Origin of the sequence: Carboxylicivirga linearis (assembly GCF_018271995.1) — a bacterium.
Classification (GTDB): domain Bacteria; phylum Bacteroidota; class Bacteroidia; order Bacteroidales; family Marinilabiliaceae; genus Carboxylicivirga; species Carboxylicivirga linearis.
The window spans coordinates 310,534-336,198 of record NZ_JAGUCO010000002.1 but is presented as its reverse complement, the minus strand read 5'-3'; the positions used below and the strand labels follow the sequence as shown (position 1 = coordinate 336,198).

Annotated in this window: 15 protein-coding genes; 10 read left to right on the top strand and 5 right to left on the bottom strand. The window is 36.2% G+C overall.

Annotated features, from left to right (window positions below):
• Position 1 precedes the first annotated feature (1 nt).
• From thrC to KEM10_RS04730, 4 genes are all read left to right on the top strand, one after another.
• A complete protein-coding gene (gene thrC / locus KEM10_RS04745) occupies positions 2-1,303 on the top strand; it encodes a threonine synthase (protein WP_212214154.1) in 1,302 nt (433 codons plus the stop codon).
• 111 nt (positions 1,304-1,414) lie between these two features.
• The gene (locus tag KEM10_RS04740; RefSeq protein WP_212214152.1) at positions 1,415-2,053 is read left to right on the top strand and encodes a tetratricopeptide repeat protein; all 639 of its coding nucleotides are present in this window, start codon (positions 1,415-1,417) and stop codon (positions 2,051-2,053) included.
• A 117-nt stretch (positions 2,054-2,170) separates the two neighbouring features.
• Complete coding sequence (gene hrpB / locus KEM10_RS04735) at positions 2,171-4,654, top strand: ATP-dependent helicase HrpB (protein WP_212214149.1); 2,484 nt, start codon at positions 2,171-2,173, stop codon at positions 4,652-4,654.
• Positions 4,655-4,737: 83 nt separating this feature from the next.
• A complete protein-coding gene (locus KEM10_RS04730) occupies positions 4,738-5,748 on the top strand; it encodes a DUF481 domain-containing protein (RefSeq protein WP_212214146.1) in 1,011 nt (336 codons plus the stop codon).
• Positions 5,749-5,750: 2 nt separating this feature from the next.
• On the opposite strand, the gene KEM10_RS04725 is transcribed toward KEM10_RS04730, so the two are convergent.
• From KEM10_RS04725 to KEM10_RS04705, 5 genes are all read right to left on the bottom strand, one after another.
• The gene (locus KEM10_RS04725) at positions 5,751-7,127 is read right to left on the bottom strand and encodes an MFS transporter (RefSeq protein WP_244825557.1); all 1,377 of its coding nucleotides are present in this window, start codon (positions 7,125-7,127) and stop codon (positions 5,751-5,753) included.
• 110 nt (positions 7,128-7,237) lie between these two features.
• Positions 7,238-8,797 carry an alkyl hydroperoxide reductase subunit F gene (ahpF, locus tag KEM10_RS04720; RefSeq protein ID WP_212214144.1) on the bottom strand — a complete coding sequence of 520 codons (1,560 nt, stop codon included), beginning with the start codon at positions 8,795-8,797 and terminating at the stop codon, positions 7,238-7,240.
• Positions 8,798-8,895: 98 nt separating this feature from the next.
• Positions 8,896-9,459 (bottom strand): alkyl hydroperoxide reductase subunit C, encoded by a 564-nt coding sequence (gene ahpC, locus KEM10_RS04715; RefSeq protein ID WP_212214141.1) that lies wholly within the window; start codon positions 9,457-9,459, stop codon positions 8,896-8,898.
• Positions 9,460-9,832: 373 nt separating this feature from the next.
• Complete coding sequence (locus KEM10_RS04710; protein WP_212214138.1) at positions 9,833-10,291, bottom strand: hypothetical protein; 459 nt, start codon at positions 10,289-10,291, stop codon at positions 9,833-9,835.
• Between the two features lie 171 nt (positions 10,292-10,462).
• Positions 10,463-13,276, bottom strand: coding sequence for a triple tyrosine motif-containing protein (locus KEM10_RS04705; RefSeq protein ID WP_212214135.1), 2,814 nt, complete (start codon positions 13,274-13,276; stop codon positions 10,463-10,465).
• Positions 13,277-13,670: 394 nt separating this feature from the next.
• Here KEM10_RS04705 and KEM10_RS04700 point away from each other — a divergent pair, with 394 nt between their 5' ends.
• From KEM10_RS04700 to KEM10_RS04675, 6 genes are all read left to right on the top strand, one after another.
• Positions 13,671-16,706, top strand: a complete 3,036-nt coding sequence (locus KEM10_RS04700) for a SusC/RagA family TonB-linked outer membrane protein (RefSeq protein WP_212214133.1) — start codon at positions 13,671-13,673, stop codon at positions 16,704-16,706.
• An 11-nt stretch (positions 16,707-16,717) separates the two neighbouring features.
• Positions 16,718-18,247 (top strand): RagB/SusD family nutrient uptake outer membrane protein, encoded by a 1,530-nt coding sequence (locus tag KEM10_RS04695; RefSeq protein WP_212214131.1) that lies wholly within the window; start codon positions 16,718-16,720, stop codon positions 18,245-18,247.
• An 11-nt stretch (positions 18,248-18,258) separates the two neighbouring features.
• Entirely contained in the window at positions 18,259-20,001 is a 1,743-nt protein-coding gene (locus KEM10_RS04690) for a LamG domain-containing protein (protein WP_212214129.1), read from the top strand.
• A gap of 94 nt (positions 20,002-20,095) precedes the next feature.
• Positions 20,096-22,057: a glucoamylase family protein gene (locus KEM10_RS04685; RefSeq protein ID WP_212214127.1), complete on the top strand. Its 1,962-nt coding sequence runs from the start codon at positions 20,096-20,098 to the stop codon at positions 22,055-22,057.
• A gap of 33 nt (positions 22,058-22,090) precedes the next feature.
• Positions 22,091-23,464 carry a glucoamylase family protein gene (locus tag KEM10_RS04680; RefSeq protein ID WP_212214125.1) on the top strand — a complete coding sequence of 458 codons (1,374 nt, stop codon included), beginning with the start codon at positions 22,091-22,093 and terminating at the stop codon, positions 23,462-23,464.
• Between the two features lie 28 nt (positions 23,465-23,492).
• A complete protein-coding gene (locus tag KEM10_RS04675; protein ID WP_212214123.1) occupies positions 23,493-25,661 on the top strand; it encodes a glucoamylase family protein in 2,169 nt (722 codons plus the stop codon).
• Positions 25,662-25,665: the final 4 nt, after the last annotated feature.

Below are 25,665 nucleotides of genomic sequence, written 5' to 3'. Positions count from 1 at the left end.
CATGCAATTTTATAGTACCAATAACGCATCGCATAAAAGTGATTTAAAAAGTGCTGTTATAAATGGAATGGCACCTGATAAGGGATTGTATATGCCTGAAGAAATTTCGGTTTTACCTGAAAGTTTCTGGCAGGAGTTACCAGATATGGATTTGGGTGAAATAGGTTATCATGTTCTTAAACCTTATTTCTGTCCGACTATACCTGAAGAAGAATTCAAGAAATTAACCAAGGATGCATTCAATTTTCCTATTCCATTGGAGAAGGTGAGTGAAAATATATCAACTCTGGAGCTTTTTCATGGTCCTACTTTAGCGTTTAAAGATATTGGTGCTCGTTTTTTAGCCCGGGTAATGGCACAATTTACCCATGATCTGGATCAGAATATTAATGTGCTTGTAGCAACATCTGGAGATACAGGTAGTGCTGTTGCCAATGGCTTTTTAGGAGTTGAAGGGGTTGATGTTTATGTTTTATATCCGAAAGGATTGGTTTCTGATGTTCAGGAAAAGCAATTTACCACCTTAGGACAAAATGTTACAGCCATTGAAATTGATGGTACCTTTGACGATTGTCAGCGCTTGGTAAAGAGTGCTTTTATGGATGATGAGTTGCAAAAGAAATTGGTACTTACTTCGGCTAACTCCATTAATCTGGCGCGTTTTTTACCTCAGATGGTGTATTATTTTTATGCTTATGCTCAAGCTATCAAGCAAGGTAAAACAGATATTGTTGTCTCTGTACCAAGTGGTAACTTTGGTAACCTAACTGCCGGATTAATAGCCTATAGAATGGGCTTACCTGTGAAGCATTTTATTGCCGCTACTAATATTAATGACATTGTTCCTAAATATCTTGATTCAGGTATTTATTCACCGGCAAAAAGTATATCTACACCTGCTAATGCCATGGATGTAGGAGACCCGAGTAATTTTGTGAGGGTGCAGGAATTATTTAACAAGAGTTGGGATGGTATTAAAAAGACTATTACTGGCTTTGTCTGCAAGAATGAAGAGATCTTTGAAATGATAGACAAGGTCTTCAAAGAAGAGGGTTACATACTCGATCCACACGGGGCTATTGGATATAAATCATTAAATGAATTATTAAAAGATGATGAGTTTGGTATATTTCTTGCGACAGCTCATCCAGCTAAGTTTCCCGAAACGGTAGAGGAAATAATAAAGCAAAAAGTTGAACAACCCGATCGGTTAAAAGCTTTTTTAGCAGGAACGAAGAATGTTGAAGAATTATCAGAAGAGTTTGAGGCGTTTAAAAAGTACCTGCTGAAGACATGTAAATAATCAACTTAAAAGAAAATGTGTCATAAATAATAGGGTTTTTCAAAAAAAAACTATTTTTACGACCGTTGAAATGAATCAAATCTATTAAATAAAGATTAAAAGTTTATTATTATGAGGTATTTAGCAACTTTATCCTTTTTGATGTTGATGTTTGTTGGAGCGATTGCTCAGGACAAAAGTGCTGCTGAGCTGAAAAATGAAGGAAATGATGCTCTTAAAGCAAAAGATTATAAAACAGCATTAAGCTTGTACGAACAAGCTATCGCATCATGGGAAGAAGAAGAAATGGACGCTGCCATGGTGTACAATACAGCTACATGTGCACGTAAAATTAAAGATTACGATAAGGCAGTAAAGTATTTTACTCAATCAGTTGAGTTGGATTACAAAGCTGATATATCAACGTATTACATAGCCTCTTCTTTAGATAAGCAAGATAAAGAAGATGAAATGGTTGAAGTGCTTGTTGATGGTATTGAAAAATACAGTACCAGTAAGTATGTAGGACATATGAAAAAAATGTTAGCTACTTACTATGTTAAACAAAGTAATGCTTTGTATACCGAAGGTCAAACTATTTTGAATACCCGCACTGCTGATAACAACGATCAGTGGGATTCTATTAAAGAAAAAGCAAAAGTAGTGTTTGATAAAGCAGCTGATTTTGCAAACAAAGCGTTGGAAGTACAACCGACCAATGCGAATGCAAAAACAATTCTAGCAGGTATTGAAACTATGTTGGCTAGCTAAGATTAGTTTTTAAAATATTAAAAGGCGTCTGGATTTTTTCAGACGCCTTTTTTATGCACTTAAAATGCCCTGTTTCCTGTATATTTGCACTCTTGCTGTAAACAAAAAATAATAAGTTTGAAATTCGATTCATCCAAAATAGATTTGCCTATTGTAGAGGTTATTCCTGAGATAAAGGAACAACTGTTTACCAATAACCGTCTAATTATTCACGCGCCACCGGGAACTGGAAAAAGTACCATTATTCCGCTGGCTCTATTGGATGAGCCCTGGCTGGCTGAAAAAAAGATTATTGTTTTAGAACCTCGTAGGTTAGCTGCCAGAAGCATTGCAATTAGAATGGCTGATTTATTAGGCGAAAAGGTAGGCGATACAGTTGGTTATCGGATTCGTTTTGATAATGTTATCAGCGACAGAACTCGCATTGAAGTTGTTACGGAAGGTATTCTTACACGAATGCTTCAAAGCGATAATGCTTTGGAAAAGGTTGGGGCTGTAATTTTTGATGAGTTTCATGAACGCAATTTATTTGGTGATTTAGCCTTGGCACTTTCATTGGAGTCTCAGCTGGTTCTTCGTGATGATCTGCGAATAATTGTGATGTCGGCGACTTTGGATGTCAGTAGTCTTTCTCAATTATTAAATAGTAAGGTTGTCAAGAGTGAAGGGCGTCAATACCCTGTTGAAATTAAGTATACAGGCGATGCCGACATGTATATGATACCTGAACTGACTGCACGAATTGTATCGAAAGCCTTAAATGATGAGGACGGTGATATTTTGGTTTTTCTGCCAGGGGAAGGAGAAATCAGAAAATGTGAAGCAATCCTGAAAGGAAAGGTTGGAAATACGCAAATTCATCCTTTGTATGGACAATTGAATTCATCAAAGCAATATGCAGCCATCATGCCCGATAAACAAGGAAGAAGAAAAATTGTATTAGCTACATCCATTGCTGAAACCAGTTTAACCATAGAAGGTGTGAAGGTAGTTGTGGATTCAGGTTTTGGACGTACTATGCGCTTTGATAGTAGATCAGGCTTGTCGAGGTTGGAAACCATCGAAATTACAAAGGACTCAGCAGATCAACGGGCAGGTCGTGCTGGACGTTTAGGCCCCGGTGTATGCTATCGAATGTGGACCAATGCAGGTCATCATCAAAAAACAGAACATCAAACACCAGAGATTGAAGATGCTGATTTAGCCTCTTTAATGCTTGATATTACTAATTGGGGTGTAAAGGATATCGAAACATTACATTGGCTAACACTGCCGCCTAAAGGTCATGTACGTCAGGCAAAAAATGTACTTCATCAGATAGAAGCATTAGTAAACGGAAATATAACTGAACATGGTAAGCAACTAAATAAGATACCTTGTCATCCGCGAATAGCACATATGTTATTAAAAGCTGAAGAGGAGGGCTTGAGTTCGTTGGCGGTAGATGTTGCTGCCGTTTTGGAGGAACGTGATCCATTGGGCAAAGATGCTGGAATTGATATTAATTTACGAATTGAGGCATTGCGCAGGTATCGAAGTGGTAATTTGAAAAACAACAAATTAAAACGTATAGAAAGGGTTTCTCTTCAGTACAGAAAAATGTTGAATTGTGAAGTTGATAACAGTGATTTTGATCCATATGAAACAGGATTACTGTTGGCTTTTACTTATCCAGAGCGTATTGCTCATTGTAAACCAGGAAACAATGCTCAATTTAAATTAGCCAATGGAAGAATTGCAGCAGCAGGGCATCAGGATGATTTGGCGCATGAAGAATGGCTGGCTATTGCTAATTTGAATGCTACCGATGGTGTGGGGCGAATCTTTTTAGCCTCTCCTTTAAATCCCCGCGATTTGGTCTCAATGGTTAAAAATGTTGATAGGGTTAGTTGGAATACCAAAGATGGCGGTTTTAAGGCTGTTAGCGAATTAAGAATTGGTAGCATTGTATTGCAAAGCAGACCTTTGCCAGATTATGATGAAAGCGCTAAAACAGATGCTATTTGCGATGCTATTAAAAAGGAAGGTATCAGTTTGCTCAACTTTAATAAAGAAGTGGTTCAATGGCAAAACAGGGTGTTAAGCCTTCGTGCATGGAATAAAGAACAAAGTTGGCCGGATGTATCAAATGAAGAATTAATAGCAACGTGTGATGAGTGGTTGGCTCCATATCTTAGTAATGTTAAACGACCTGAAGATTTGAAGAAAATCAATTTAAAAGAAGTTCTTCAACACCATTTGACATATGACCTGCAACAACAATTAGATAAGTTGGCACCCGAGCGTATAGAAGTTCCCAGTGGATCAAAAATTAAGATACAATATTCAGATAATGGCGATAAACCGGTGTTAGCTGTTCGTCTTCAGGAAGTATTTGGTTTGATAACAACCCCTAGGGTTAACACTGGAAAAGTAAGTTTGTTAATGCATTTATTGTCACCAGGATTTAAACCGGTGCAGATAACCGGTGATTTAGAAAGCTTTTGGAATGATGCCTATTTTGAGGTGAGAAAAGAGCTCAGAGCCCGATATCCCAAACACGAATGGCCGGAAAATCCATTAGAAACTGCAGCAATTAGAGGAGTTAAACGACGCAATTAAAATTTATATTAAATCTTACACAGGCTCTTTTATCTATTTCTTGATTTTTGTAAATTGGGTGTGAATCAAAAAAATCAACCCACATGAAAATAATAACCTTACTTACCCTCTCTTTATTATTTATTTTACAATTATCATCTGCACAAATTGACTCCGTTCGCTTTACAAATGGTCAGCTCTTGGTTGGAGAAATTAAATCAATGGAGAAAGGTGTATTAGTTATAGAAACGGATTATAGCGATAGTGATTTTGAAGCAGAATGGAAAAAGGTAATCTGGATAAGGACGCAATCTAATTTTATGGTTGATTTGGAAGGAGGAGAGGAGTATTTTAGTAATATTTATTCCATTAACGATTCAATTTGTAAAGTTACAACACCAATGGGACTTGTTGAATTGATGGAGCCTTCAGATATTGTTTATTTAAAACCGTATGATGATAAATTCAAAGATCGCTTCAGTGCCTTTATAGATCTGTCATATGAAATGACAAAAGCAAAAAATTTAAAGCGTTTTACAACTAGAAGTGGATTGGGGTATCAGGCAGAAAAATGGAATTCAAACTTTACAATTAGTTCTCTGATGACAAGTCAGGATGATGCTGAAAATATACGTCGTACAGAAAGTGAACTAAATACCAGATATGTGATGAAGAACTGGTACTCTATTGTAACATTTAGCACTCTGTCCAACAGTGAACAACAGTTGAATCTTCGTTTTAATACACAATTAGGTATGGCGCGTTATCTGCACCGAACGAACAAAACATATTGGGGGATTGTATTAGGAGCTAACCGAAACGTTGAGAAATATTACGATTCTTCTTCTGACAGACAAACGTGGGAGGGATATTTTACAATGGAACTCAATTTATATGATGTAGAGGATTTTACGCTTTTATTTAGTTCGTCTATATATGGAGGTATTACAGAACAAGGACGTTGGCGTTCTGATACCAAGCTCGATATTAAATATGATCTTCCATTGGATTTCTATATCAAATTCGGGGCTACTTTAAATTATGATAATCATCCGATTGAGGGGGTTTCAACTACTGATTATATCATACAGACAGGTTTTGGTTGGGAGTGGTAGAATTAATGCAATTTACCTCTGTTATACGAAAAGTACACACCTGTGAAACTAAGTATCGAAAAAATTACAAAGGCAACCTTTGTCCCTTTTAAAAAAACATCGATATCAATATTTGTAATAGATTGCTTATTGAAAAATAAAGCAAATATAGCAGTTGCAATGGTCATACTTAATATCTGTCCCAAAACTCGCATGGTTGCTGAAATCCCACTAGCCAATCCAGCTTTGCTTTGCTCAACAGAACTCATAATGGTATTCATATTGGGAGATGAAAAAAGTGCGAAGCCAAAACCAATAAATGCCAGATTGCCTATAATAAAGAATACAGAACTTTGAGCGTTTAAAAGTATAAATAAACCTAGACCAATGCTACATATCAGCATTCCGGTTGAAGCCAAGAGTCTGGGTTCATATTTATCAGACAACTTGCCGGCAATTGGTGATAAAAAAGCCATTACCATTGGTTGTGCTATGAGAATACTTCCAGCAGTTCGTGGTGAAAAATCCAATACTTTTTGGAGGTATAGACTGATTAAAAAGACTATTGCAAATGTAGCGCTATAATTGATTAATGCTGCAAAATTAGAAAAGGCAAATAAACGATTTACCTTAAACTCCTTAACAGGAAAAAAGGCGACTGTTGATTTTCCTTGTTGCCAAATAAATAAAATTAGTAATAAAACTCCGCCTGTTAGAATTATTTGACCTAATAATGTTTTTACTACAGAAGAACCGTAAACCATTGAAGCCAAAGCAAGGGCATATATTAATGCACCTTTGTAATCCAATAAAGAAGTATCTGATTTAATTTTGTCGGTACCTAGGTAAATGATAGCTACAACCATCACTAATAACCCTAATAGAGAAGAAATGAAAAAAATAGCTTGCCATCCCAAGTAAAAAGTTATGAAACCACCCGCAGTAGGTCCTACAGCCAGTCCGATATAAACAGCAGATACGGTAAAGCCTAATACAGCTCCTCTTCTTTCCTTGGGAAATTCACGAACTAAAATAGCTGGTCCCGTTGCCATTAACATAGCAGCCCCTGTACCTTGCAGAAATCTCAAGGTAATTAGTAGGGTGCCACTTTTAGAGAAACTACACAGGAACGTGAAAAGAAGAAAAATAACAGTTCCTGCTTTAAACATCTTTTTATGACCTAAAAAATCAGCCCATCGTCCGGCTAATAAAAGAAATATGCCGGAAGAAAGAAGAAAAGATGTCATTATCCAACTAAGGCTTATGGCATTTAATTGAAGTTCCTTTTCAATAGCAGGCAAGGCCACATTTACTGAAGAAATTAAAAAAGGACCCATAAAAGAGGTTAAAGTAACTACCAGCAATACCGATTTTTGAGTTTTGGTTATTCCTTTCATCATTACCTGTCATTTACCCAAAGATATAAAAAGGAACAATTGATGTACTGTATTAACACAAAAGGTTCATTACTAATAAGCAATGAACCTTAAAATTAAATATATAATGGGTATTAGTTCGCTATTAACTTTCCTTTTATCTGATCTTCAAAGGCCGATAAAGCAGCTTTTGAACCTTCGCCCATGGCAATCACAATTTGTTTATAAGGTACCACCGAAACATCACCCGCAGCGTATATTCCGGGTTGTTTGGTACGACAACTTGCGTCAATTTCAATTTCGCCCATTCGATTGGTTTCTACCACATCGGTAAAAACACTACTATTGGCTTTTAATCCAATCTGAACAAAGACACCATCGGTACTAATAACCTCTTCTTTGTCAGTAGTTCTGTCTTTAAATTTCAGATCAGTTACTTTTTGTCCATCACCATCTATCCCCAGTGTTTGAGCGTTAGTAATAATGTTAACATTGGACATTGTTGCCAGTTTATCTTGCAAAATCTGATCTCCTTTAAGAGTATCCATAAATTCAAGAACCGTAACCTCAGAAGCTATGGAAGATAAATCAATGGCTGCTTCTAATCCGGAGTTTCCACCACCAATTACAACCACTTTTTTTCCTTTGTAAAAAGGGCCATCGCAATGAGTACAAAAAGCTACACCTGATCCAATGTATTCGTTTTCACCAGGTACACCTAATTTACGCCAACTGGCACCTGTTGCAATTATTAATGCAGGTGTTGAAATGGTCTCACCCAACGAAGATGTTAATTTTTTTATTCCGTTCTCCAACTCAAGTTTTTCAACCATTCGGTTCTCTAAAATATCAATTGGATACTCATTTAGATGTTCCATCAGATTGCCCGACAGTTTATTACCTGTTGTTTTAGGGACAGAAATCATATTTTCAATATCAACTGTTTCAGTAACTTGTCCGCCAATTTTTTCAGCAACAACTGCCACTTTAAATCCTTTTCGGGCTGAATAAATTGCTGCAGAAGCACCGGCTGGACCACCACCCACAACAACTACATCATATTCTTTATTAACCTTGACTGTAGGTTTGAATTCAGTTCCTAACTGATCTTCTATTTTAGAAATTAATTCAATTATAGATGACCGACCTACATGTAATTGCTTCCCATTAGCAAAAACAGTTGGAACAGCTTGTATGCCCAAATTATCCACTTCTTGCTGGTTAATTGAACCATCAATAATTTCATGAGAAATAAGAGGGTTATTGAAAGCCATGATATTTAAAGCTTGTACAACATCAGGACAATTGGTACAACTTAAAGATATATAACTTTTTAATTCAAGTTTTTGATCGATATTTTTAATTCGCTCAGATAAAACTTCATCCGGAAGATTCTTTCCAATACCATCCTGGTTGAGAATAGCCAGCAATAAAGTTGTGAATTCATGGCCAGTTGGTACTGCCCTGAATGTTACATTGGTTGTATTGTTATTTTTTAAAATAGTAAAAGATAATCCGGTTCCCGACTTTACGATTACTTCTACTTTGTCAGAACATGAAGCAACATCCTGTAATAATGAAACTAAATCGTTTTTACTTTTATGGTCATTGGCAACAGTAACAACAAATGAGTATGAATTTTGAAGGTTTGCAAATAAGGAGCGTACCTGATCTTTTAAAGCTTGTTCTAACATGTTCTTATATTTTTTAATGGTCCGGGGAAGAAAAGGCTTCATTCTATATAAGTAATTCAGAATGAAGCCTTGAAATTATGTATAGTAGGTTATTAAAATTAAATCTTACCTACAAGGTCGATGCTTGGCTCTAGAGTCTCAGCACCTTGTTCCCATTTTGCCGGGCAAACTTCTGATGGATGCTCTGCTACAAACTGAAGTGCTTTAAAGCGTCGTAACAACTCATCGGCGTTTCTACCAACATTACCTGCTACTACCTCATAAGCAACAATTTCGCCTTGAGGATTAACGATGAATGTACCGCGTTCAGCTAAACCAGCCTCTTCAATCATTACATCAAATCCACGTGAAAGAACACCTGTTGGATCAGCCAACATAGGGTACTTTATTTTTTTGATGGTATCTGAAGTGTCGTGCCAAGCCTTGTGAACAAAGTGAGTGTCAGTTGAAACAGAATATATTTCAGCACCTGTAGCTTTGAATTCATCATACTTATTTGCTAAATCTTCTAACTCCGTTGGACAAACAAAAGTAAAGTCGGCAGGGTAGAAGAAGAAGATTGACCATTTACCGGTTACATCCTCTTTTTTAACAGTTTTAAAGTCGTCGTTTACGTATGCTTGAACTTCAAAATCTACAATTTCTTTTCCTATTTGTGACATAATTAAAATGATTAAATATTAATACTATTTGTTTCGTTCTTTTTACATCATCAAAACTATTGCAAGTAGTAATATAAATCAAATAGATACTATTAATGTCGATATAGATACTATTTATATGTGGTGGTATGTTGTTGTATTTAAGCTAGTAATAATTGAGTGGCGAGTAGTGTGACCTTACACTTTTTTTGAAAAAAAGTATTAGAGTATACTTTCGATGGTGTATTGAATAAATTCCTATTTAAATATTAAAGTTTAGAATCGATATTTGAATTAAATACAAATCAAGAATTTTATTGACTTAATAAGGGAGCAGGAATGAATTGATGAAAATACAAAGAAGAAATAACTATAGTATGGCTGCCTTTAATTATTATAAGGATAAGGATCCATGGTTTTCTAATATTTTCTTTATCTCATTATGATGTTTTTGACAACTTCTGAGAGAAGAATTGACTCCGGAAAGCCACTTGATGGAAGCTTGCTGTGTTGAAAATACTTTTGATGTAATGGGGAGGTTACGATTAAATAAATCAAATAAAGTAGCAACTACAACTTCATTAGGTTTACTAGTTAATACAGCAACAAATCTCTTTCCTAATATCTTTGGCATCTCTTGAATTCTTTGACTATACTCATATATTTCTTGAGAGCCACCAATAATATTGGCATTTCTGAAATCCATAATTACAGAGAAATCGGAATGATAATTACTATCTTTAGAAGATTCTTTTTTAAGATTTAATATATCACTTACTTCAATATTACCTCTGTATAATTCAATAATCAATTTACAGTCGGGAAATAAAATGTGACTAGTCTCTGTATGCATAAGTTAGATTCTCTTTCGGATACAAAAGTACCTTTAATATCTTTAGAGTATGATAATCAGGGGTTAATATTTATTAAATAAGTTAATAAATACTAAATAGATAATGAGTTTTTATATTTACTTAGTGTTATTATCTGTGTTATACTATTGTATTTAAGTTAATTATGAGAATTAAAAATTAATAATAAATTCCACCAAATTTTTATCACCGTTTAAGCCTAGTTTCTTTCGCAAACGATAACGGTGATTTTCAACTCCTCGTACCGAAATGCCAAGTAATGGAGCAATATCTTTAGATGTTAAATTAATACGTAAATATGCACATAGTCTAAGATCGCTTGGGGTTAATTCAGGAAATTTAGATTTAAGTGTTTTAAGAAATTTTTCGTGTGCTTGCTCAAAATTAGCTTCAAAAAGATGCCAATCATCCTGACCAGAAATATTCTCATCTATTTTATTAATTAGGTCTGTATAGTATTTATCTGGATACCTGGTTCCAAGAGCCTCTTTCTGACGCTTTATTTTGTCTTTTAATGACATTAAAAATTCATTCTTCTTAATTATACCCATTGTTGAACCGGCCAATTGTTGACTTTTATGGGTAAGTTCTGCACTTAATTTTTCATTTCTAAGTTTTGTTACTTCTCTTTCCTTCTCTTCTCTTTTCCTTTTTTCTTTCAATTTAATTTTTCGAGTAGTTATCCTTCTTGATAAAGTTAGCAGAGCCGCGATAATTATAAAATAGAGCAGTATTGCCTTCCATGATTGGTACCATGGCTTGTTTATAATAATTTTAATCTGATGAATACCAGAGTATTTATTCCAATTATTGACTGCTCTAACCATAAAAGTATATTCTCCCGGCGGTATTCTGGTAATTTCAAAAATAGGTTTCTCACTAAGCGTTGACCATTCATTGGAAAGCCCTTGAATTTTATATTGAAAACTGGTTGGATCGCCGTTAATAATAGGAAATGAATACCGGAACATTAAATTATTCAGTCTGTTTGGGATTGAGTAGATATGCTCTGACGTATTCATAACCATACGTTCATCTTTCTCATCATTAAAATAGGCTTGGCGCAAAACTGGAGTATAATTACTCATCCTATCTCCTTCTGATTTGTTGAGCGGATTAAGTAATGCAAAACCATTTTCCATACAAACAATAATGTTCGAGTCGTTGATTTGTACTACATTTTCATGAGTTGGAATTAATTGGTTTTGAAAAACGGTATTCGGATATTGCTTCAACTTTATAATAGTATCGGGGCGGATATCAAAACAGGCCATGCCGCTTTTATTAATAAACCAATATTGGTGCTTGTTGGCGTATACGATTCTATGAGAGGATTTAAAATCTTCCAGATACCTGTTTAATTCACTATATGGTATAATCGTATCATTTAAATCATCATAGGTATACATCCTTACTCCAGAAGTAAGAACAATTCGTCCTTCAACTTTAAAGGCTTTAGGACTACTAATATTTTCTTCTGTCTGATCAATTTTGTCGTAATGCCTGCTAGACACGATGCTATCCAATTCTTCATTCAATCGTAGCTTATAAACACCCCTGTAAACATGACTTGCCCATAAGTTACCAAGGTGATCAAACTCAACATATCGAATAAGATTATTAAATCCTTTAATGGTATTTGAAAATTGCCACTTGCCATTTATCTTCTTATAAACAATTAAGTCATTGTAGGTACCTTGAATTAAAATATTGGGATTTAATGGATGCCGTGTAATTGAATAGGCTCCGGCAAAAGAAGATAAAGCTTCAACATCGTTTTGATCAATTATAAAGGTGCCAGAATTATGACCAACAAACAATCGATTATCCAACTCTTTGCAATCCCATATTTGGCCTTGTGTTTTGTCTAATAATTGAAACTGATTGCTTAAATCATTCCAGGGCATGGTATAAAGCCCTTGATTGGTGCCTATGTAGAGCAGGTTATTGTATAAAGCAGCACTGTAAACAGCTCCTAGTTCTTCAGACTGAAAAAACCGTTTTTTCCCGTCAATAGAAGAAGGAATAAATTCAATACCATTATCCAGGGCCAGCCATATATTTTTTAATTGATCCATGCCAATACCCAAAACAGTATTACTTTGAAGCTCATTTTCTTTATTGTAATGAAAAACGATATTTCCTTTTCTATCAAATGCTATAATTCCGTCTAAAATAGTTCCTATTATTACATGCCCTTCCGGTGTGATAATACCTTTGTTGATTTGATTTTTTATGAGGAAGGATTGAGCTTGAGTAAATGCAGTCTTTAACTCATTTGTTCTAATATTATAGGTGTAAAGGCCATTTGATTCTGTTCCAATAAAATAGGTGTCAGGTTCAGTTGCTTGAGCTAAGAAACGAATCAATTTATCTTTTAAAAAATCATTTTCGATAAAAGGTATCAGTTGTTTTTGATAGAGCTTATAAATACCCCTGTTGTATATAGTAACGTAAACCGAATTGTTGATTTGAGTAGCGAAATTCAAAAAGCCACCGGGTTGGATAATAGAAAAATCGTCATTTTCATAAATATATAATTTAGAAAATGAATGAAAAACGACTCTGTCATTGATGGTGAAAATATTCCAGAACTCTTCATTAGGTGTAAAATTCTTCTCTACCTTATTGGTTAATGATTGGTATTTAAGTTCATTATCGGGGGTATGCTTCCAATAACCTAATTCTCTATAACCACCTGTATATACTTTGTTGTTTGCATCTACTGAAACAGTCCTCAAAGTTGAACTGTTAGGCGTTGGAAACGATTTCCAGGTAACACCATCAAACTGCAATAATCCTGTATTATTACAAAAGTATGTGTGTCCCTCATTATCAAAATCAACAGACCAATTCTGACTTGAGGCATGATAATCTTTTTTAGAAAAGCTTCTAATTGTTTGAGCTTTAACCAATGAATTGTTCGCAATTATTATAACAAACAGCAAAGACATTACTCTTTGCAAGATTAAATATTCTCTAATCATATATAATTACCCTTGTGATTTTGTTAAGTCCAATCTTAAAAACTACACCAACGAAATTATATTAAAATTAAGAAATATTCACATAGCGAGGCTATTTTACCTCCAAATTGGCCTTTTATTAGCCGTAATTAAAGGTATTTTAACTCATTATTTCAAAATATTTTCTACAATTAACATTTGTAAATGTTAAAAATTAAAAATTGTAAATACCATATAGTCTGATAAATAAGTTAATAATATTAGGAAATATGAGGTAATTGTGATAATTAAAATTAGCACATTTTAACATTGAGAGTTTGTCGTGTAGCTGTTTATTTTACTTCACCATAAGTCCTCTCTAATTTTGACACAGCGAACTAATAAATCTAACATCATGAAAAAAACTCTTTTTGTTATTTCTCTCATGTTAGTTTCTACATTACTTTTTGCACAACAGCAACTAAAGGTTAAAGGTAAAGTAACAGGAACTGACAATTTGGGAATTCCAGGTGTTTCGATAGTTGTTAAAGGATCATCCTCTGGAACTATAACTGATCTGGATGGATTTTATACTATTGAAGCAAATTCTGATGATATTATTGTATTTAGCTTCATTGGTTTTGACACACAGGAAATACCTGTTGGAGGTAGAACCGAGATTGATGTATTATTACAAGAATCAAATCAGTTAGTTGATGAAGTAGTCGTTGTGGGGTATGGTACCCAACGAGTAAAAGATCTGACATCAGCAATCACCACTGTTAAATCAGAAGAATTAGTTAAAAGTCCGAATGGACAAACCATGCAGGCTTTACAAGGTAAAGTAGCCGGTATGCAAATTATCAATGCGGGTGCTCCCGGAACGGAGCCTACTGTGCGTATTAGAGGTATTGGATCCTATCCCGGAAGTAGTAACTCAACTCCTTTATATGTTGTTGATGGAATGTATTTCGATAACATCGACTTTTTAAATCCATCGGATATTGAAAGCTTATCTGTATTAAAGGATGCATCAGCTTCTGCGATTTATGGAGTAAGAGCTGCTAATGGTGTTGTTTTAATTACAACCAAAAAAGGATCGGTTAGCAAAAAAGCTACAGTAACCTATGAAGGTTATATTGGTATTCAGGTACCACAGAATGTTCTAAAAATGGCTAATGCCGAACAGTTTGTTGAGTATATTAATCAAACAGGATCGGCTGCCGATTTGCAATTTATAGATAATGCAATGCAACGATATGGTCGTAGCCGCATTAATCCAAATGTGCCGGATGTGAATACTGACTGGTATTCTGAAATAATGAAGAAAACGGCCAGGCAACAAAATCACTCCATTAGCATGACCGGAGGTTCGGAATCTACCACTTACTCAATGGGCGTTAGTTACTATGAACAACAGGGTTTGTTAGAAACTGCCAAGAATTCATATGAAAGACTAAATATCAGGGGTAACTTTGATCATGAAGTAAACAATTGGTTAAAGGCTGGGATGAACGTAAATGTGAGTAACGGAACCCGATTTATTGCCAGTGATGCCGCGTGGTTTAATGCTTACCATGCTGTTCCTATTCTACCTAAATACGATATGGAGAATTATGATGAGTTGGTAGCTGCCAATATTTCTAATGCAAGCATGTATGCAAGTGCTCAATTATTAGATTACCGGGGAGCTCAAAATCCATTTTTTGCTCTTGATTATGGTAATAACAGGCAGAATATTCGAAAGGTATTAACCGGCATGTATACCGATATTCAGTTAATTCCAAGTAAGTTGAATTTTAAAACAACTTATAGCATGTATATTATGGACTTAAAAAGTCGTAATGTGGGTTTACCTTATTATGCTACTAATGATACTAAGCGAGAATTATCAAGTATTAGCTCCTCTAAAACGTCTAATACTAATCAATTCTTAGATAATGTATTAACCTATAATGATAGTTTTGGCAGCCATAATCTAAGTGTTATGCTGGGTACTTCCTATCGCGATGAATGGTATGATTACTTGCAAGGATATGCTGAAGATATTCCAATAAATGAAAATTCATGGTACATTGGTCAGTCGCAATCCGAAACATCTAAAACGGTTAATGACAATGCCGAAAGAATTTATGGACTTTCGTATTTTGGCCGTATCTCATACAACTTTAACAGTAAGTACCTAGCTTATTTTACATTAAGAAGAGAAGGTACTTCAAAATATCAGGAAAAATGGGGAACATTCCCAGCTTTTGGATTAGGATGGGTATTATCTGAAGAATCTTTTATGGACGGAGCCAACTTTATTGACTACTTAAAACTAAGAGGTGGATGGGGCCGACTTGGTAACGATAAAATAGCACGTCAGGATGGAGCAAATACTACCAACCCGGTTTATCTGGCTATTGATGACACCCAAATAGATGCAACAACCACAACCAGTACATTTGGATACCTGGGCTGGGAAACAGTTACCGGAACTAACTTTGGTTTGAATGCAACTTTATTCGGCAATAAACTTGACATTGAAGCTGATTACTACGTTAGAGATACAGAAAATGCTGCTATTCCAGTCAGTTTAAAACTACAATCAGGTAGCGTACTAAAAAATGTAGGAGTAATACGTAATTCCGGTCTGGAAATGGCTGTTAACTGGAATGGTAGAATTACAGATGATTTACGATACAATGTAGGTTTTAATTTTGCTACACTCAAAAACGAAGTACGCGACCTGTATGGACAAGAATACTTGAATGGTGGTTCAGCCGAATTCCGTCAGCGTTCACAAGTAGGTGAACCATTATTATCTTTTTATGGATATGAAGTTGCCGGAGTATACCAGAACCAAAGCGACATAGATAATGATCCAGTGGCAACAGATAATGGCCTGATGCCAGGTGATTTGAAATTTGTAGATCAGGATGGAAACGACATTATTGATGATGATGACAAAGTTTTTTTAGGCTCTTATTTTCCAAACCTAACTTACGGTGGTGTATTAGGTGTCAGTTATAAAAACATCGACTTCTCAATGAATATAATGGGGCAAAGTGGAAACAAAATTCTGAACAGAAAGAGAGGAGAAATCATCTGGACTAACGATACCAACATAGATGCAGATCTTGCAAATAATCTATGGAATGGTGACGGAACATCAAATGAATATCCATCAGCTTCAGGACTAAGAAGAGGATGGAACCAAAATTTCAGCGATTATTTGGTTGAAGATGGTTCATTCTTCCGCATTCAAAATGTGCGATTGGCCTACCATCTGAAAGGTTCATCCTTATTTGGAACAGGTGTTCCTGATGCTATTGTATTTCTAACTGCTGAAAGGCCTTTAACTGTATTCAAATACAATGGATTTAATCCTGAGGTACCTAACGGAATTGATCGTCAATTTTATCCGGTACCATCGGTTTATACCATAGGGCTAAATCTTAAATTCTAAATTCTACGATGATGAAAGTAAATAAGATATATAAATTAATTACACCATTTATTATAGGTGGATTAATATTAACATCGCTTTACAGCTGTGAGGATAAATTGAATGAGCCATTTGAAGATGAAGCTTTCACCAGCGATGTTGATTATTCAATCGGTGATAATATGATTCTTCCGGTTTTAGGAGCTTATTACGGTTTGTATACTCGCTCGTGGGAAGAACCCATTACGCTAGGCATACGTGGCGATGATGTTAATGCAGCTGGTGACCAGGTACCCATGCATGAGCAGGATGAATTTAAATACATGGCCAGTCATTGGAATCCAAATTCAGTTTGGCAATTGCATTACAACGATATTATTAATGTATTCACTGCAATGGAAGAGATTGAAAAATATCGTCCTGCAGCTGAAAAAGATGCATTGGCCGATCAGTACATTGCCGAATGTAAAGTAATCAGAGGTTATTTATACTTGACAATAGCGCGGACTTTTGGAGGTTGCATCATTATTGATGAGTTGAGTAATATTCAAACAACACCAGTAAGTTCTTTGGATGAAGTGATGCAGTATATTGTTGATGAAATGGATGAAGCCATTCCATACTTACCTGAAATACACCCCAATAAGCGAAGTGATATAAAAGGTGGAATGACAGCTTATACTGCTTATGCTATTCAGGCTTTAGCTTATCAGGAAATGAAGGATTATCAGGGTGTAGCTAATGCTACTTCACAGATTATTAACTCAGGTGAGTTTGAATTAGCTGATGATTACTATCATTTATTTAAAACAGCCGGAAAGTTAAATGATGAAAACATTCTTGAGTTTCAATATTCCGACTTTAATCAAGGTGAAGGTGATCGTTTTTCTTTCTTATTTGCACCTTTCGGTATTGGTGGATGGACACCTGTTGTTACCGGAGCCAGCGCAGGTTGGGGGTTTTATGAGCCTACGTTGAAATATATAAGCTTTATGCTTGACAGAGGTGAAACAGTTCGATTGGAAACAAGTGTAGTGTTTACTCCGGATGGAATATCAGAATTACAAACAGAATATGGTGCGTTGCCGGAATGGATTTCAAATACCAATCGTGAAGGTGATATTTTTAATAATAACGCTCGATTAAACTTTGGTAGTGGCAAGCATATTCAGCCTTCAACTGAATTAATAGATGGTAGAACAGCACAGGGAAGTAACAAAAACTTTATTGTTATCAGGTATGCTGAAATGCTCTTGATGTATGCTGAAGCGTTGACCAGAGGAGCCAATTCATCTATTTCATTAACCGCTGATGCTGCCGTTAATCTGGTTCGTGATAGAGCTGGCCTGACTGATTTATCTGGTGTGACTACCGATGACGTATTGGATGAAAAATTTGCTGAGCTTGCAATGGAGTGGGGAATACGTTATTATGATATGATTCGAACCGAAAAGGTGGACGAATTAACACATGAAGGTAAAACATTTTCAATGGATAAAGCCTACTTACCATTCCCTGCCGATCAGGTGGCAGAATTACCACAATTGGGTAACGGAATCTAAAAAGAAACGATATGAAAACATATATTAAATTAATGATTCTTGCATTAACCCTTTTGGTTGTTAATGCTTGTAAAGACGGGTTCATTGATGATATATCAAAGGTGGATCCAGGAGACGATGAATCAGCTCCGGAAGTAACTGTTAATTTTCCTCCTGAAGGATATGAACTTCAAACCAATGCTGCAATAGCTAGTATTACCTTCGATTTTGAAGTAAGGGATGATATAGAAATTCAGTCAGTGGCACTGAAACTTAATGGAACAGAAATAGTAAGTTATTCCGATTTTAAAGATTATCGTGTTTTTACCGAAACGTTTGAATATAATGAAGTAACAACAGGCAATCATATTCTGTCTGTTGAGGCTATCGACCTGGAAGGTCAGACAACTACCGTGGATGTAAACTTTGCCAAATCACCACCTTATGTGCCTGAATATGAAGGAGAGGTTTTCTACATGCCTTTTAACAATGAGTTTAGAGAAATGAACACATTGGAATTAGCTACTTCTGTAGGTATGCCAGGTTATACTGATGGAATTCAGGGAGGAACTGCTTACCAGGGAGCTGCCGATTCATATTTAACTTTCCCTATATCGATATTAGGTGGTGCAACTGAACTAAGTGCGAGTTTCTGGATGAAAGTAGATAACTCTATGGATAGAGCCGGAATACTAGTGGTAACTCCACCATCTGATAATAATAATGACAGATCAAAAGGTTTCCGATTCTTCCGTGAGGCAAGTGGTGATATGCAGCGATTTAAATTAAATGCGGGTAATGGTACCTCCGACACTTGGTTTGATGGAGCTGACGCTGCCGATGTAGAACCAAATACTGGTGAATGGAATCACTTTGCATTCTCTATCTCAGGAACCGAAGGTGTTGTTTATATTAATGGAGAAGTAGTTAAGCAAGGTAGTTTTGATGGTATTGACTGGACGGATTGTGCTGAAATAGCTATTATGTCAGGTGCTCCGAATTGGACAGGGTGGAATCATTTATCTGATGCCAGTGCAATGGATGAACTACGCATATTTAATAAAGCATTAACGCAAGACGAAATCCACACCATTATGTTGAAGGAGCAAGCAACTTTCTACATGGATTTTGATGGTGATTACGAAGATATGATCTCAGGCGCTGAAGCAACCGTTGTGGGAGCCCCTTCATTTGATTATGGAACAGGCGTTAAGGGGGATGCATATGTAGGAGCAGCTGATTCTTATTTAACATTCTCAACAGATGATATTGATGTGCAGGATTCTGAGTTTAGTGCCAGTTTTTGGGTTAATATAAATGCAACGCCCGATAGAGCCGGTATCCTAACCATGGGACCAGAAGATGTTGATAATCCTGATGCACAAAACAACCGCACCAGTGGTTTCCGATTCTTCCGTGAGGCAAGTGGTGATATGCAACGATTTAAGCTTAATGCAGGTAATGGAACTGCCGATTCATGGTTTGATGGTGCTGCTGCAGCTGATGTTGATCCTACAACAGGTAATTGGGTGCATATGGCTTTTGCAATAAGTTCAACAGAAGCTCGTGTATATATTGATGGCGTAGAAGTTAAACAAGGCGACTTTACAGGCATTGATTGGACGGGGTGTGATATTCTTTCAATTATGTCTGGTGCACCACGCTTTAATGGTTGGGGACATAATTCTGATGAGAGTATGATGGATGAATTATATCTGTTTAATAAAGCTTTATCAGCCGAAGAGATTACAATATTACGCGCCGATGGCTTATAATATTTAAGATGAACATCAATAAATGACCCGTTATCATAGGGTAGCGGGTCATTTAAAATTGTACGCCCTTAAAACTTTCCTTAAAAACTGATCCATGAAATATTTGATTCTATCATTTATAATCATTGCTTTCTTTGCCTGTAAAGATTCTTCTGGTCCTGAGAGTCCAAAGGATAAACTTGCAATAAACTATGTTTATATTGGAGATACAGAACTTTCATCTTCAACAACAACTGAAAATTTACCAATTGATGAAGCCATTGATATACGCTTTAATAAGCCTGTTGATATAGCATCCGCCGAAGAAAGTATTTCCTTATGGGATGAAAACAATCAGGAGGTTATAGTCACTTATAGCTATTTCAATTCAAACCAGTTGATTAAACTCAATCACAATGAATTGAATCAGAACCATACTTATCAATTAATTATAAGTGATGGATTAATAGGTGCAGAGCAAGAGGAATTTGAAGAAGTTACCTACACTTTTACTACATTAACAAGCCCACTAGTATTAGAAACAATTTTAGTGAATGGTTCTGAAGTTAATCCATCTTCCAGAATAATGGATGTGGACAGGACTACCACCATGGAACTGCACTTCGATTCACCTGTTAGTGTCGACGACATTAATGATTATTCAACATTTAAAAGCAATGGTTCAAGCGTTGGTTATACTTTAACTCAATCCAGTGAAAATGTTATTTCATTTGAAGTTAACAATGAATTGGAAGGATATACAAAATACTCATTCAACATTTTATCTACGCTTGAAAACCGTATAGATCGTCCATTTGAAGGTTTAAACCTAGATTTTTATACAGCTATCGATCCTACATATAAATTTCCGGAAATTACCGATGAGGAGCTTTTAACAAAGGTACAGGAACAAACTTTTAAATACTTCTGGGATTTTGCACATCCAACATCAGGTCTGATAAGAGAACGAAATACCTCTAATGATAATGTAACAATTGGAGGATCAGGATTTGGTGTGATGTCAATTTTGGTAGGGATTGAACGAGGTTTTATAACGCGATCCGAAGGAGTGGAAAGACTTGGAAAGGTTGTGAATTTTCTATCAACGGCTGATCGTTGGCATGGTGTATGGCCTCATTGGATGAACGGAGTAACCGGAGAAACAAATCCATTTAGCTCTAATGATGACGGAGGGGATATAGTAGAAACAGCTTTTATGATTCAGGGATTATTAGCGGTTCGGAGATACCTGAACAGTAGTGATGCCGTTGAAAAAAGTATAATAGATAAAATTACCACTTTGTGGGAAGAAGTGGAGTGGGATTGGTACACTCAAGGTGAGAATTCTATCACCTGGCATTGGTCACCCAACTATGGCTTTGAAAAAAATATGAAAGTAAGAGGGTGGAATGAGGCCCTGATTGTATATGTTTTAGCAGCATCATCACCCACTCATACCATTACTAAAAATGTGTATGACGAGGGCTGGGCCCGAAATGGAAACATGATTAATGGCAATAGCTATTACAATGTTACTTTACCGTTAGGTAATGCTTATGGAGGTCCTTTATTTTTTGAACATTATTCATTTCTTTGTTTAGATCCAAGAAATCTATCGGATCAATACGCCAGTTACTGGGAGCAAGCGAAAGCACATACCTTAATAAACCGTGGTTATTGCATTGATAATCCGGGTAAATATGTGGGTTATAACGAAGAGTGTTGGGGATTAACAGCCAGTGATAATCACGAAGGTTATTCCGCTCATTCGCCAACCAACGACCTTGGAGTTATTACGCCAACAGCTGCTTTGTCTTCCTTCCCTTATACACCCGATGAGTCGATGGCGGCATTAAAGCACTTTTATTACATCCTCGGCGACAAATTGTGGGGTGAATACGGTTTTTATGATGCTTTTAATATTACCGAACAATGGACCGCCAGTTCTTTTCTGGCAATCGACCAGGGACCAATTATTGTAATGCTCGAAAACCACCGAACGGCTTTGCTATGGGATTTATTTATGCAGGATACAGAGGTGCAAGCCGGGTTGAATAAGTTGGGTTTTAGTTATTAAAACCTTAATCAGAAATCTTTAAATATAATCAAGATGAAAAGTCGTGCTTACTCAAAGATTCTATATATATCAATTTACTCATTACTGATATTAGTATTTATCAATTGCGGGAATTCCTCAAAAAAAGCAGATTCAGTAACTGAAGTAAATAATAAACAGTGGACCGATGAAGCCTTGTTAGATACGGTTCAGTATCAAACGTTTCAGTATTTCTGGAAAGGAGCAGAATCCAACTCAGGTATGGCAAGGGAGCGAATTCATATGGATGATGTGTACCCTCAAAACGATCAGGATGTGGTGACATTAGGAGGCTCTGGCTTTGGTGTGATGGCCATTTTAGTAGGAGTAGAGAGAGGTTTTATTACCCGACCTGAAGCCTTAAACAGATATCAGCAGATTGTTGCTTTTTTAGGTGATGCGGATCGCTTTCATGGGGCCTGGCCACATTGGCTAAATGGTAAAACCGGAAAAGTGGCTCCTTTTGGCAAGAAGGATAATGGTGGAGACCTGGTTGAAACTGCATTTATGATTCAAGGACTATTAACGGTTGCTGAATATTTTAAAGGAGGCAATGAGCAGGAACAACAATTAGTTGCCGATATCAATCAACTATGGGAAGAAGTAGAGTGGGATTGGTATACAAAAGGCGGAGAAAATGTTTTGTATTGGCATTGGTCGCCTACTTATGGTTGGGAAATGAACTTTCCAGTAGGAGGTTATAACGAGTGTTTGATCATGTATATTCTGGCAGCTTCTTCACCCACTCATCCCATTAATCCAGCAGTTTATCATCAGGGTTGGACAGTAAACGGAGCCATCACTAACGACACTGTTTACTACGAGTTACCAACTGTCTTAAATTATTACGAGCATAGCGATGATCCAATAGGTCCTTTGTTTTGGGCTCACTATTCGTATCTGGGATTAAATCCATACGGCTTAAAAGACAAATATGCTGATTACTGGACACTGGTATCAAATCATGCAAAGATTCATTATAAATACTGTCTTGATAATCCTAAAGGTTTTAAAGGTTACGGACCCGATCAATGGGGATTAACATCAAGTTATTCAATGAATGGTTATGCAGGGCATCATCCGGGTGAAGCTGATTTAGGTGTAATTTCACCAACAGCTGCTTTGAGTTCATTTCCTTATACCCCCATGGAGTCGATGCAGTTCCTTCGCTATCTGTATATCGAAGCTGATTCATTAGTTGGTAGCTATGGACCATACGATGCTTATAGTCAGTCAGCAGATTGGTACCTACCACGTTATTTAGCCATCGATCAAGGGCCCATTCCGGTTATGATTGAGAATTACAGAAGTGGTTTATTATGGAAATTATTTATGAGAAATAAAGATGTTCAGAGTGGTCTTAAAAAGCTGGATTTTACTATTGATTAAATAAATAACCGATCTTAAATCTTTAAGAATGAAATATTTATTTGTATTCATTTTTTCATTGATAAGTGTTTGTATATTAAAGTCACAGAATTCAGAAAGGGAATTTGATTGTGTGTTTTTTGATAACAGTCCACTGATAGGTGAATATTTCTTTTCTGAAGTTCAGTATTCGCAAAATAGCTACGTTAAAAACAGAAGAGGGAAATTATTAACCAGTGAAGATCATTTTTTCACTCCTCCAAATTCACTGGAGCTCGCTTATTATAATGGCAGTGGCGTATGGAAGGCTGGTATACTATTCGAAAACATCAGAGGTAATGACTTTTTTAAATCTTCTCGTTATGTATCATTCTGGATGAAAATGGGCGAGACGAGAAAAGACATTTTACCTAAAATAGCTCTTTGCATTCAGCAAACAGTTAAGAAGACGAAGAACTCAATACCTGATGAATATTCTGATGCTCTTCAAATAGCAACATACATCACAAATAAAGAAAAGAATGGATGGCAATTCGTAAAAATTCCACTGGAAGACTTTGGATTTAAAGGCAAGATTCCTAATAAAATAGTATTTTCAAATAGCAACGAGAATGGCGAAGGCAAAGTGTTTATTGATCAACTAGAATTACTTCCGGATGTAGCTGAAAGGATGCTTGGATTGCCATCAGACATTCATGTTAAAGGTTACGAGCAACATGTTGATGTTATTTGGGATTGGATTGACGATCCTGCTGTAAAGTATGTGAAAATCTATCGATCTGAGGATAATGAGAATTTTGAACCTGTTGGTACACAACGAACCTTTTATAAAAGGTATTCAGATTTTACCAATGATCCCGGTAAATCCTTTTATTATAAAATTAGTCTGGTTGATTATCAATATAACGAAAGTGAATTATCGAAATCAATAAAGGCAGATACACGAATGTTATCTGATGAAGAATTGTTGGATATGGTTCAGGAAGCTTCTTTTCGATATTATTGGGAAGCAGCAGAGCCCAATAGTGGTTTGGCATTGGAGAATATTCCTGGTCGAAAAAATATGATTGCAACAGGTGCATCGGGCTTCGGAATAATGGCCTTGATTGTAGGCGCTGAAAGAGGTTTTATAACCCGCACAGAAGCAGTTGACCGTATGCTAACAATTACTCGTTTTCTTAGTGAGTGCGATAAATTTCATGGAGCTGTTTCGCATTTTATTGATGGCCCCACAGGTAAAGTAGAACCCTTCTTTGGAGAGCGAGATAACGGAGGCGATTTGGTTGAAACATCTTTTCTGTTTCAGGGATTGTTGGCAGCCCGACAATATTTTACCAAAGACACTAATGATGAAACTGAAATACGAAGCAACATAACTTCATTATGGGAAGATGTAGAATGGGATTGGTATGATCGTGAAAAAGAAAATAAATACCTAACCTGGCATTGGTCGCCGGATAAAGGTTGGGTTATCAATCATAAACTAATTGGCTGGAATGAAACTATGATTACCTATCTTTTAGCTATTGCATCTCCCACTCATTCAGTTCCTGCAGATATGTACTATAATGGCTGGGCAAGTCAGGAAGAACTGGCAGTTACATACCGTAAGGCTTGGGGAAATACAGACGATGGTTCGTTCTATACCAATGGCAACTATTATCATGGAGTTAAACTACCTGTGGGTGTTGGCAATGGCGGTCCTTTATTCTTTATACATTATTCATTCATGGGATTCAACCCGCATTTATTTACCGATAAATACACAAATTATTTTGATAATAACCAACGCATTGCCTTAATCAACTGGCGATATTGCTCCGTGAACCCAAAGAATTATAGAGGAATGAATGATTCTTTCTGGGGTTTAACGGCCAGTGACGGACCTTGGGGATATAATGCCATTGAACCCAAAATAGAAAAAGATAATGGAACATTAGCTCCAACAGGTGCCTTGGCATCATTCCCATACACACCTGAACAATCAATGGAAGCCTTGAAGAATATGTACCGTAATCATGGTAAATATTTATGGGGAGAATACGGCTTTAAAGATGCAGTTAACCTTGAAGAAAATTGGTGTGCAGGTATTTATATGGGGTTGAATCAGGCACCAGTTACGGTGATGATCGAGAATTATCGTACAGGATTGATTTGGAATCTTTTTATGAAGAATAAAGAGATACAGGAGGCAATTAGTAAAATACACAAACTGTAATAAC